We start from the raw sequence: 12,646 nt of genomic DNA on the forward strand, positions 1-12,646 counted from the left end.
CAAGTCATGAAAGATATCGTAACGCTGTTAAAGCAGCTGGAGCGGCAGGGCGTCCGTCTGGCGTTAAATGCGCAGGAGCAGTTGATTTCGCAGTCCAGCAAAGACGCGATCACGCCAGAGATTGGGCGTACGATTAAGGAAAACAAAGACGCCATTGTGCGTTGCCTGACGGCGCAGCAGGCGTTTGAACGTCCCATCACGCCGCAGAATGCCGCGTCTGGCCCGCTGTCGTCATCACAGAGCGGACTGTGGTTTATCGAGCAGTACGAAGAGCAATCACACCTCTACAATATGCCGGTCTATTTTCGTCTGACCGGCACGCTGGATGTGGCGGCACTGGCGTTTGCCTTTGACGCGCTGGCGCAGCGTCATGCCAGCCTGCGTACCCGTTTTGTGGTCAACGAACACGGCAAGGGCGAACAGCGTATCGATGCCTATCAACCGTTTGTGATACAGCATGATGATTTCTCATCATTGCCGGAAGACGAACGGGAAGGGCGCTTACAGCAGCAGGTGAAAGCGGAAATCAGCCGCCCGTTCGATCTCACGGCGGGCGATCTCACTCGTGTGCGGCTGGTGAAAATGAGCGAACGGGTGCACGTTCTGATGATCACCCAGCACCATATTATTTCCGATGGCTGGTCGGTGAAGAATATGTTTGCGGATTTCAAACCGGCTTTTCTGGCCTGTCAAAATCGCCAGCCTTACCCCGTCGAGCCGACCCAGCTTAACTATATCGATTACGCACACTGGTTCAATTCCGCCTCGTTTCTGGATTACCACAACGAATTCAAACCGTTCTGGGTTGAGCGACTGACGGGAATCCCCGAAGTACACAGCCTACCGTTGGATAAACCGCGTCCGGCGCACCAGAATAGCGGCGGTGAGGTGATCTTCTCCGCGATCAACAACGATCTGTGGGATAAATTCAAGCGCCTGTGCCAGCGCTACAATACCTCTAACTTTATCGGCCTGCATGCGGTGTTCTCCCTGATGCTGGCGCGCATCAGCGGTGAAAAAGACATCGTCATTGGTTCGCCGCTGGCCTACCGCGAACGACCGGATATCGAAGATGTCGTCGGCTTCTTCGTCAACACCATCGTGCTGCGCACTCAGTTGCAGGACAGCCAGCGTTTCGTCGATTACCTGCAATATTGCCGCGAGCAGGATCTGTCGGCCTTCGATCATCAGCTTTATCGTTTTGAAGCGCTGAGCGAGGCGATCGGTTCCGATCGCACCACCGCGATCAACCCGATCTTCCAGGTAATGCTGGTGTATCAGGCTAAAGTGGATTTCAACGATCTGATTCCCGGTTGCGATGCGGAGGAAGAGACTTCACCCGTGCTGCCCGCCAAGACGGACATTTCGGTTAAGGTGACGGAGCTGATGGGGGAAGTGCGGCTGGACTGGCTGTTTGCCACAGCATTGTTTGAACGCCAGACGATCCAGTATTATGCCGACCGCTTTATCCGGCTGATTGAGGCCGTGGTTGAGGCTCCGGAAACTGACGTCTGGCATCTGCCGCTGATGGAAGCGGATCGCTTTGCCGCCGTGTTGGCGGAAAGTCAGCAGTTGCCGCGTAGCTATCCGCAGCCACAGCTGACGGTAACCGACGCGATTGAAGCCATCGCCCAGCGCGATCCGCAGCAGTTGGCGATAGCCTTTGATGGCGAACAGCGCACGGATACGCTGACGTATGCCGAACTGAACAGGCAGTCGAATCAGCTGGCGCACTGGCTGCACCGTCAGGGGCTGGGAGAACAGTCGCTGGTTGGTGTGTTGGCGAAACGCGATCGCTATTTTGTCGTTGCGCTTCTGGCTATCTGGAAAGCGGGGGCTGCCTATGTGCCGCTGGATCCTGACTATCCGCCGGAGCGGCTGCGCCACATCATGACCGATGCGAATCTTTCCGTCATTCTCGGCGGCGATGGGCAACAGTTAGCGCAATGGTCAGCTGAACAGTGTATCGATCTGACCGATCCGGCTGTTGTCGCGCAGTGGCACGATCTGCCGGGCGATGAAGCGCCAGCCATTCCGCGCCATGCACAACAGCTGGCACAGGTGATCTACACCTCGGGATCGACTGGCTTGCCGAAGGGCGTGATGATCGAACACGGCTCGCTGATCAATCTGTTGGACGATCATCGCGATCGCATCGGTTTCACGCCGCAAAGCACCATGTTCAACTGCATGTCGCTCTCCTTTGATGCCGGTAACATGACGACGCTACTGCCGCTGAGCAGCGGTGGCACGCTGGCGTTTGGCGAACCCAACGATCGGGCGATTGTGCAGGCCGAACAGGCGGGCGCGACGCATCTGATCTTGCCAACGGCGCTGATGTCGATTCTCGATCCACAGCAGGTTAACGGCATTCAGGCGATTGGCATGGGCGGTGAAGCCTGCCCGAACGCGGTGGTGGAAAACTGGGCCGATAAGGTGGCGCTGTACAACATGTACGGGCCGACGGAGTGTACTGTCACGGCGTTGAGTACCCGTCTGCGCAAAGGCCAGCCTGTCACTATCGGTAAACCGCTTACTCATATTCAGGCGCTGATTCTGGATGCGGCTGGGCAACTGTGTCCGGCGGGCGTACCGGGAGAGCTGTGTCTTGCGGGGCTTGGGCTGGCGCGTGGCTACCTCAACCAGCCACAAATGACGGCCAGCCGCTTTGAACACATCACGCTGAATGACGTGAATAATGTCGAACACGGCACGGCGACGCTGCGCATTTATCGCACGGGCGACAAGGCCAGACTGCTGAACAACGGCGACTATGAATACTGTGGCCGTATTGATGAGCAGATCAAGCTGCGCGGCTACCGCATTGAACCGGGTGAAATCGAGGCGCAGCTGTCGGCGGTATGTCCGTCCCTGAAACAGGTTAAAGTCATCGTTGCACAAGTGGGGAACCGTCCGGCGCTGGTCGCCTATGGCACGGTGAAAGCCGACAGCAGCACGCCGGAACCTGCCGCTGTCCTGATTGATGTCGCGAAGCACCTGCCGGAGTACATGGTGCCGTTCCGGCTGATTTTGCTGGAAGTCATGCCGCTGACGCCAAACGGCAAACTCGATACGAAACAACTGCCGCCAGTGCTGGAAGCCAGCGAAGGCGACGGGGAAGCCGATAACCCGCTGGAGGCGGATGTACTGGCGATTTGGCGCAGCGTGCTGAATACGCCGCTGGGCGTGGAGGATGATTTTTTCCGTTTGGGCGGCGATTCCATCCTCAGTATTCAACTGACGACGCGCCTGCGCAGCGCGGGTTACGCCTGCACGGTGAAGGATGTTTTCGAGGCGAAAAGCGTGCGGCGTCTGTGCCGCGTGCTGGCACAGAATAACCGTGAGACACGCATTGTCGCGGAGCAGGGCACGCTGGAAGGTGAATTTGCGCTGCTGCCGATTCAGCGCTGGTTTATGGAACAGCCGCTGGCACGCCCAGAGCACTGGAATCAGGCGGCGATGATTCAACTGCCGGACGTGGATACCGAACGCCTGACCACGATGTTGCAGGCGCTGATGGCACAACATGACGCGTTGCGTCTGGCCTGTGATGCCGATGGGCAGCGCTATCTGACGGAAGTGTCTTGCCCTGCGCTACCGACGCTGGATTATCGTCAGCTTGGCGACGACGGCCTGCAACAGGCGTTTACCGCGTTGCAGCGTGACTTCGATCCGGCGCAGGGTAAAACGATGGCCTGCGCGCTGGTGCGTCACCATCCGCAGGCGGACACGGCGGTGTTCCTCGCTTTCCACCATCTGGTGATTGACGCCGTATCCTGGCGCATTCTGGTTGACGATCTGGAGCGGTTGTATCTCGGTGAAGCGCTGGCACCGAAAACGTCGAGCTATCGCCAGTGGGGCACGGCGCTGCATCACTACGCCACACAGCATGCGGAACAGCTGGCGTACTGGCAGACGCAGGAAGACGGCGTGGATCAGACGGCGCTGCTGGCGGCGAAAGATCCACAAGGCTATGCCAGCGCCGCGATTCTGACGCTGGATGCGGAAACCACAGGCCAACTGGTGAGTGAGGCCAATCGTGCCTTTAATACCGAAGTGAGCGATCTGCTGTTAGCGGCGCTAACTCGCACGTTAAACGATCTCGGCTGGGGCGACAAAGCACGCATCATGCTGGAAGGGCATGGGCGCGAGGCGATCGATCCGACGCTGGATGTCAGCCGCACGGTTGGCTGGTTTACCAGTACCTATCCGGTATGTCTGGAAGATCGATCCGATTGGGCTTCTCTGATCAAATCCAGCAAAGAGAAGCTGCGTCAGGTGCCGGATAAAGGCGTCGGATTTAATCCGCTGCGCTACTACCATCCTCAGGGTGATTCTCTGACGCTGTCGCCGATTGTGTTCAACTATCTCGGGCTGTCGGTTCAGGCTGCTAGCACGTGGCGTCCGGTAGACGTCGCGCCGGGCTGCTGTGTTTCGGCGGAGAATAAACCGGCAGAGGTGATCAGTCTCCACGGTGGTATTGCTGGTGGGCAGTTAACGCTGCGTCAGGTCGGCTGCCTCAACCAGCGTGACAGTGAACGCCTGATGCTGCGGCTGACGGAAAATATTCGTACGCTGACGGCAGCCTGTCTGGCACAGCTACACTACGGCACCGCTTTTACTCCCAGCGATTTCCCGGCGGTCAACCTGAGCCAGCCACAGCTCGACAGTCTGTCGCAGCGTTATGACATCGACACGCTGTTGCCGCTGTCATCGCTCCAGCAGTCGATGCTGTACCACCGCCTGCGCTGTCCGCAGGATGATGCCTATCATCTGCAAACGCCGATTCGCTATGCGCAGGCGCTGGATGTGGAAGGCTATCGTCAGGCATGGCGGCGTCAAATTCAGCGGTTCCCGGCGCTGCGTGCCGCGCTGGAAAGCGAGTGTGCCAGCGTGCAGGTGATTGTGGCGCAGGCAGACCTGCCTTTCCACTATCAGGATGTGGCGCAGGAGGCCGATCCGCACGCGGTCATCGAGCGCTATCGGCAGCAGGATTTACGTAACGGATTTGATTTGTCGCAGCCACCGCTGTTGCGCATTGCCTGTTTCCGTTTGGGCGATCAGGATTATCGGGTACTGCTGAGCTGCCACCACAGCGTGATTGATGGCTGGAGTGGCCCGCAGCTACTGGGTGCGGTGCACCGTGACTATCAGTTGTTGATGAACGGGCAAGCATTGATGCACGGTGAAGCGTCAGCGATTCAGGTGGATCGCGCCTATGTCGATTATGCGCTACACGCTGTTGCACAGCAGCCTGCCGTCGAGGCTTTCTGGCAACTGCGGCAGCCGCTGCTGACACAGACGAACGATGTGGCTGGGCTGTTTGCGGCGGCGGGGAAACGTATCGATCTCAGCCAGCATCTGACGCAGGTTGAACCGCAGGTCACCGGTGTGAGCCTGAGCGAACAGGATCAGGCGACGCTAACCGCGTTTGCCCGCGAGGTGGGCGTCACCCACAGCATTATTGCGCAATATGCCTGGCACCGGCTGCTGGCGCGGTCAACCGGTGATGCGGTCAGCATTGTCGGGAACGTGCTGTCGGGCAGGGAAAGTCCGGTAGAGGACGTGGCGAGTAGCGTGGGTCTCTACATCAACAGCCTGCCGCTGGCGCTGAGCTGGCAGCAGCCGATGTCGCTGCAAGAGCATCTGGTGCAGTTGCAGAATGAGCTGATGGCGCTGAATCAGCATGCCACGCAATCGCTGATTGCCCTGACAGCCGGACGTCCGCGTCTGTTCAATAGCCTGTTCGTTTATGAAAACTATCCCGGAGCAAAGGAGGAACAAGGTGAACGTGCTGACGAACCGCATCGGTTATCTCCCGAATTCTCCGCTGCTTATGAAAAAGTCGAGATGCCGCTGAATCTGGTGGTGCGTGAGCAGACGGGCTGCATGCTGCTGCGCTTCGAGTTTGATGCCGATGTGCTGGATAGCGCGCAGGCACGTCGGGTGCTGATGCGCTGGCATGATGAAGTGGTGGCGCTGGTGAATAGCGTGCCGCAGCAGCCCGCCGAGATTGTCGGACATAATAAGGTGGCGGATACGTCGATGAGGCAGGCTGCCATGCAGGATAGCCGCGCTGGTTCGCCTGATACGCCGTCAGCCCAAGCGCTGCTGCGCGTGTGGGCGCAGGCGCTGAGACGCAGTGAATCTGGCCTCTGGTCGCAGACGCTGTGTGAAAGTGGTGTTGATTCGCTCCAGCGTATTGCGCTGGCACAGACATTGAGCCGCGCGTTAGCGCATCCGGTGAGTGTGGCGCTCTTGCAGCGTTACTCGTCACCGCAGGCGCTGAGCGGATATCTGGCACAGTCGAAGGTGACCGCCAATGAGGAAACGCTGTCATGACAGGGAACGATGAAGCAGTGGAGAACCCGCTGGCGGATATCCAACAGCCCACGGCCTTTGGGCAGCGGGTAGGTGCCGCGCATGGTGAACAGCGCCACAGCAGTGAACTGCTCCGACAATACCCTACGTCGCTGGTGAGCGCGGCATGGAGCTGGCTGCTGTACAAATACAGCGGTGAAGAGCAGGTGTGTGCCGCGCTCGTCACGTGCGATCTTCCTGACCACGTAAGACCGCTGATCGCATATTTTCATCAGCGCGATCGTCTTGTTAGCGAGTGGATCGCAGCAGTGGGATCGTCGTGCGATCCGCAGTCGTCACCAGGGATTCCGGCAGCCGACACGCAGCATGCGCTGTTTAGCAGCCTGCTGATCGTGGGGGAAATGGCATCGTTACCTGTGGTTGTACAAAAAGCGGCGCAAAGCGTGGCGCTGATCGTACTGGTGCATAACGATCGATTGATTCTGACGGCACCTGACGGACAGTTCGATAACCATCAGCTACAGCGTATTGCCCGCCATCTCACGCAGCTACTCGATGGGCTGCTGGCACAGCGTTGGGAGCATCTGGCGCAGATTCGCCTCAGTCCGCGGGTGGCACCGCTACCTCACAGGACGACGACGCCCACCCTGCACGATGAACTGCTGGCGCGTCTTACTCAGGAAGAACGGCAGGACCGTGTAGCCATTCGCTTTCAGGAACGTGACATCAGCTATCGGGAACTGTTGCAACGCGTAGCGCTGATTCAACAGGTACTGGCTGCACAGGGCATCACGGCTGGTCAGCGTGTGGGGTTGCACCTTAGCCGTCAGCCTGACACCGTGGCGGCGCTGCTGGCCTGCCTGTTTTCTCAGGTGGCGTTTGTGCCGCTGGAGCCGGATTTTCCGGGGGAACGCCTACAGGCGATTCAGCAGGAAGCGGTACTGGCCGCAGTCTTGCAGGACAGCTACACCGGCGGTTCGCTGGCGTTTGACTGCCCGATCCTGAACCTCGGCGATTTACCGTATGCCGCCAGCGATGCCACCGCAAGCGTACAGGTGGCACGGACGGGGGGCGCGGAAACGGCGGCCTACATGATGTTTACCTCCGGTTCTACGGGGAAACCGAAAGGTGTTGTGATTGGTCAACGGGCACTGCAAACCTTTATTCATGCCAGCACTGAGCGGCTGGCTTTAACGGATCAAGCCAACTGGCTGCTGATTACCACGCTGGCGTTCGATATCTCCATGCTGGAAGTGTTTGCGCCGCTGTGGGTCGGCGGCGTGTTGCACCTGACCACGCATGAGGAATACAAAGATCCGCAGGCGGTCGCGGCGTATTTACAGGCTCGACCAGACATCAATGTCTTGCAGGCCACGCCCGCGTTTTGGCGCATGATGTTCAAAGCAGGCTGGCAGGGTAAACCCGATCTGGTGGCGCTGTGCGGCGGTGAAGCGCTGGATCTGCGACTGGCGCAGCGTCTGGTCAGCCGTTGCAGGACGCTGTGGAATTGCTATGGGCCAACAGAGGCGACGATTTGGTCGCAGATGGCGCAGATCGATGGCACAGCGTTAGAGAATCAGCATACGGTTGCGCTGGGGAACACGCTGGCGGGCTATCAGCATCTGGTGATCGATGACGATCGTCATCCGCTGGTGGAAGGGATGGTGGGGGAACTGTGCATTCTTGGTGACGCGCTGAGCAGCGGATACTGGCAGCGTGACGATCTGACACAGGATCGTTTTATTCAGCAAGTGGAATCTGGGCAGAGAATGTACCGCACTGGTGATAAAGTCCGGCTGCTGACGGACGATCGTTATCAGTATCTTGGTCGTTTCGACGATCAGGTGAAATTACGGGGATTTCGCATCGAACTAGGAGAGATCGAGGCGCAGTTGAAGCGGATCGAACAGGTACAGGATGCGGCCGTGAAACTTCAGGGGGAAGGGGATGACGCGGTGCTGGTCGGCTACGTGGAGTATAAACCCAGCTCAGAGATGACCAAGCTGGCGCTGCGCAAACAGCTGCACCAGTTTTTACCGGCGTACATGGTGCCGGGGCGCATTGTGGTGCTTGATAAGCTGCCGAAAACCGGCAGCGGTAAAGTCGATCGTAAACGCCTGACGGACGTCTGATAGTAATAGGGGCCGCAGTGCTGCCCCATTATCGCGTGGGTTTTCATCGCTATCCGTGAAACTTACCTAATAAAACAGAAGGTTTACGTCATCCTTGACGGTGGTGCGCTTATCTTCAGTTGCACCAAGATGAAGGATGCAGAAGAGCCTCCGCGTCGCGACTATGACCTGAATACTGTCGATCTGTTCGTAGACGATGATGGCGACCAGATCACCCCGCTGGTGCTGAACGATGAAGGCCGTTAAGTCAGAGAGGATGAGGCCGCCAGCGATCCCGATTTAGTTGGTATTCCACGGTTGACGGAAAATCATTTTGCGCTGTGGCAGGCCATCCGCTGACGCACGGCCAACGCTGAAAGCTGCACTCGTTCATTGATACGGGTATGGAAAGAAAAAATAAATAACATGTTTATTATTTATCAATAAGTTAAATAAAATATGCTGCTAATTATCGATAATGCTCACAGCTTTATGTGCGATTGCACAATTATTGGCGACATAATTTCGTCATATGGAGGAAATTGCCTAATGACTAACGGCGTAACAACCTTTTATTATTGAAAATAAAATACCATTTTTTTTAATTGGCACACTATTTCTATTCTGTTGCGGTGATCGACTGATAAGGTCGTACCAGAGAGCGATAGGCGCTTTTTATCTACTCCTCCCAACACAGTCAGTGGCGTTATTCTTTAATTATTTATATGGCTTACATTCGCAAATCTTGTACATGAGCTGTGTTAAACATCAAAGCAGGTAATAACGTGAAAATAGAATCAATTGATGTCACCGTCTTTACTTATCCCACACGCCGGGCTTCCGATAGTGCGGGTCATTCACACCCGGGACCTGAAAATCAAGCCAGGATGGCGCTGTTAACCATCACGGCAGATGACGGCCAAAAAGGTTACGCTTTCGCGCCGCCGGAAGTGGTTCGTCCTCATATTGTTAATGCTTTCTTCCGCAAGGTGCTGATTGGGCAGAACCCGTTCGACCGTGAACGCCTCTGGCAGGATCTGGTGCATTGGCAACGCGGTAGCGCCAACCAACTGACCGATCGCGCGCTGTCGATTGTGGAATCCGCACTGTGGGATCTGCAAGGTCGCGTACTGAACATGCCGGTGCATAAACTGCTTGGCGGCTACCGTGAAAAAGTCCCAGCCTACGGCAGCACCATGTGTGGCGATGAGCTGGAAGGTGGCTTATCGACGCCAGAGGAATACGGCCAGTTTGCAGAAAAGCTGGTGCAGCGCGGCTATAAAGCCATCAAGTTGCACACCTGGATGCCGCCAGTATCGTTCGCACCCAGCCCGAAGATTGACGTGAAAGCCTGTGCCGCAGTACGTGAAGCCGTCGGCTCGGACATCTGCCTGATGCTGGATGGCTACCACTGGTACAGCCGCAGCGATGCGCTGTATATCGGTCGTGAATTGCAAAAGCTCGATTTCACCTGGTTTGAAGAACCGATGGAAGAACAGAGCATGGCGTCCTATAGCTGGCTGACCAAGAGCCTGGATATCGATGTCATCGGGCCGGAAAGTCTGTCAGGTAAGTACTTCAGCCGTGCTGACTGGGTGAAAGAAGGTGCATGTGACATTTTACGCGCAGGTGTGCAGGGCGTGGGCGGTCTCTGGCCGTGTCTGAAGGTCGCTAGCCTGGCGGAATCCTTCGGGATGGATTGTGAAATTCATGGCAACGGCGCGCCAAACCTCAACGTCGTTGGGGCGATCAAAAACTGCCGCTGGTATGAGCGCGGTCTGCTGCATCCTTTCCTCGATTACGACGAGCCTGCGGCTTATCTGAATTCCATTGTCGATCCGATGGATGACGAGGGCTTTGTGCATCTGCCGCAACGTCCGGGGCTGGGAGAAGATATCAATTTTGACTGGATTGAGGAGCATACCCTAAGTCAAGAATAGCTTTTGTTTTATATGAATTGTTTTTTGTTCGATCTGAAAGATAGCCTTACCTAAAAAATAACGAGTTGTCGTCTTCCATGCATTCTCTACAGAGATGAGGCTGAGCAATCGGCCTTTTTTATATCTTTCGTACAGGTTTTTGCTCATAGTTGGTTACGAACAGACTTTTATACGTAAAAAAAGGTAAATGGGTAGCGTTGAAGGGGGCGGATACTTACAATTATCACGCTTTCTGTAGTCAGCCTCTTCAAAAAGGAATTCTCATGCTTAAACGTACTCTGGTTGCTGCGGCAGCCCTTCTTTCTCTAACGGCATTCTCTTCGGCCTTTGCGGCTTCCAACACCACCACACGTGTGTTGTTGACGACGTCTGCGGGCAATATCGAACTGTCTTTAGATAACCAAAAAGCACCAGTTTCGGTAAAGAATTTTGTCGAGTACGTTAACAATGGTTTTTATAACGGAACGACATTTCACCGTGTCATCCCTGGTTTTATGGTGCAGGGCGGTGGCTTTTCTGGCGAAATGAGCCAAAAAGCGACGAATGCGCCGATCAAAAATGAAGCCGACAACGGCTTGCGTAACCAGCGCGGAACGATTGCGATGGCGCGTACCGCAGAAAAGGATAGCGCGACTAGCCAGTTCTTTATCAACGTCGCAGACAATGCATTCCTTGATCACGGCCAACGTGATTTTGGCTACGCCGTGTTCGGTAAGGTTGTGAAAGGTATGGACGTTGTGGATAAGATCTCTCAGGTGCCAACGAAGAACGTCGGGCCTTACCAGAATGTGCCTACCACGCCTATTATGATTCAGTCCGCGAAAGTGCTGCCCTGATTGGTGAGATAGACTGGAGCTGAGAGTACGAAAAAGGCCACTGATGTGGCCTTTTTCGATCTTCAAGTGCTAACGGCTGCGTTATTCGAGCGCTTTTGCCATCTGCTGTAGCCAGGCATCCACGCCGGTGCTCGGCACGTTCAACTGACGGTAGGTTGCCGTTGCCACGGGATAGCCACCAACCTCTTCCTGGCTGTTCACGAAACTGCCTTTGCGCTGTTTGAAGTTATCCACGATGCGCTTATCGACGGTATCACGATCTTTGGGTCGTGCGCCTGCACTTTGCAGAACCTGATTGGTGGTAGCGCTGGCAGGCGCTGACGTTAAGCCTGAAGGCCAAATAGAGGATACCTTAAGTAGATTAATCCCGCTGCCCGAGGTTTGCGGTGCGGCTTTTCCGTTGGTGTCGTAAGCGAGATTATCCGACATCCAGACATCGCCGGAGCTGTTACTGCCTACGAGTCCTAAACCGGCTTTGGTATTGGTGCCGTAATGTATTACGTTACCCGCAACGGAGACGCGTGGGCTGGCGGGCATGGTTTTTCCTTCCCATTCTTCCTTGACTCCGCCAACGCGAATCCCCCAAATGCCAGGGTTATAGATTAGGTTATTGACCATGACGCCCGTTGAGCCGGCCTTGAACCAGGCGTTGCGCTCATTGTTGTGGGCGTACAGGTTGCCCACAATCGCCACGTCGGTCACGTTATCGTGAACCAGCGTGCCCATTGAGTGGATGCCTTTGGTGTGGGCTGAGTCATATAGGCCTTCAGCGATGATGTTATTCGAGAGCGTGATACGGTGTGCGGTGCCTTGCGGCCCGTCGTAGCGTGGGCCAGAAATAGACAGATTTTCGTCTGTACCCCACGCGAAGCTCGAATGGTCGATCACAACGTTGTAGGCATCTTTACCGTTGATTGAAACATCGCGTTCAAAGCCGCTTTTTTTACCCGTACCGGCATCACCGATGCGAAAACGGATATGCTGCATGAGCACATCATGCGTGCTAATGCCCATTCCACCGCGAATGATGGTAATGCCGGGAGAGGGGGCCGTCTGGCCAGCGATGGTGACAAACGGTTCCGTTAATCTGAGGTCGCTTTTATTCAGATCGATAATTCCGCCAACCTCAAAAACAATAATGCGTGGCCCTTTGACGGCCAGAGCTTCGCGGAGTGAACCGGCACCGGAAGAGGCCAGTGTTGTGACGCGAATAATACGCCCACCGCTACCTGCGACGGTATCGGTCCCGAATCCTTTCAACTCTGGTGCGGCCGGTGTGGCGGCGGTAGCCATCGGTATGCCGACACCGAATACTAATCCAGTGCTGAACAGTGCGGCGAACAGAAGAGAACGTTTCATTTCATTTCCTTGAATATTAACGATAAAAATGAGCGAGCCTTGATGGCTCGCTCATCTGCGACCAAACAGTAAGCCGGTG

Annotated in this window: 5 protein-coding genes; 4 read left to right on the forward strand and 1 reads right to left on the reverse strand. The window is 55.9% G+C overall.

What is annotated here, in order from left to right; genetic code table 11:
• Positions 1-6 precede the first annotated feature (6 nt).
• The 4 genes from O1Q74_RS02345 (at position 7) to ppiA (ending at position 11,208) form a co-directional block, all read left to right on the forward strand.
• The gene (locus O1Q74_RS02345; protein ID WP_271875927.1) at positions 7-6,342 is read left to right on the forward strand and encodes a non-ribosomal peptide synthetase; all 6,336 of its coding nucleotides are present in this window, start codon (positions 7-9) and stop codon (positions 6,340-6,342) included.
• On the forward strand, positions 6,339-8,453 hold the full coding sequence (locus tag O1Q74_RS02350; RefSeq protein ID WP_271875928.1) for an amino acid adenylation domain-containing protein: 2,115 nt from the start codon (positions 6,339-6,341) through the stop codon (positions 8,451-8,453). The genes O1Q74_RS02345 and O1Q74_RS02350 overlap by 4 nt, the downstream gene beginning before the upstream one ends.
• Positions 8,454-9,217: 764 nt before the next feature.
• Complete coding sequence (locus O1Q74_RS02355) at positions 9,218-10,372, forward strand: mandelate racemase family protein (RefSeq protein ID WP_271875929.1); 1,155 nt, start codon at positions 9,218-9,220, stop codon at positions 10,370-10,372.
• A gap of 263 nt (positions 10,373-10,635) precedes the next feature.
• Positions 10,636-11,208 carry a peptidylprolyl isomerase A gene (gene ppiA, locus O1Q74_RS02360; protein ID WP_271875930.1) on the forward strand — a complete coding sequence of 191 codons (573 nt, stop codon included), beginning with the start codon at positions 10,636-10,638 and terminating at the stop codon, positions 11,206-11,208.
• Positions 11,209-11,289: 81 nt separating this feature from the next.
• Here ppiA and pelZ read toward each other — a convergent pair whose 3' ends face one another.
• The gene (gene pelZ, locus O1Q74_RS02365; protein ID WP_271875931.1) at positions 11,290-12,567 is read right to left on the reverse strand and encodes a pectate lyase PelZ; all 1,278 of its coding nucleotides are present in this window, start codon (positions 12,565-12,567) and stop codon (positions 11,290-11,292) included.
• Between the last annotated feature and the right edge of the window lie 79 nt (positions 12,568-12,646).

Origin of the sequence: Pectobacterium sp. A5351, assembly GCF_028335745.1 — a bacterium.
Classification (GTDB): domain Bacteria; phylum Pseudomonadota; class Gammaproteobacteria; order Enterobacterales; family Enterobacteriaceae; genus Pectobacterium.

What these genes read in the sequence shown, in the direction of transcription:
- O1Q74_RS02345 (WP_271875927.1), top strand. Translation starts at nt 7, where the DNA reads ATGAAAGATATCGTAACGCTGTTAAAGCAGCTGGAGCGGCAGGGCGTC.
- O1Q74_RS02350 (WP_271875928.1), top strand. Translation starts at nt 6,339, where the DNA reads ATGACAGGGAACGATGAAGCAGTGGAGAACCCGCTGGCGGATATCCAA.
- ppiA (WP_271875930.1), top strand. Translation starts at nt 10,636, where the DNA reads ATGCTTAAACGTACTCTGGTTGCTGCGGCAGCCCTTCTTTCTCTAACG.
- pelZ (WP_271875931.1), bottom strand. Translation starts at nt 12,567, where the DNA reads ATGAAACGTTCTCTTCTGTTCGCCGCACTGTTCAGCACTGGATTAGTA.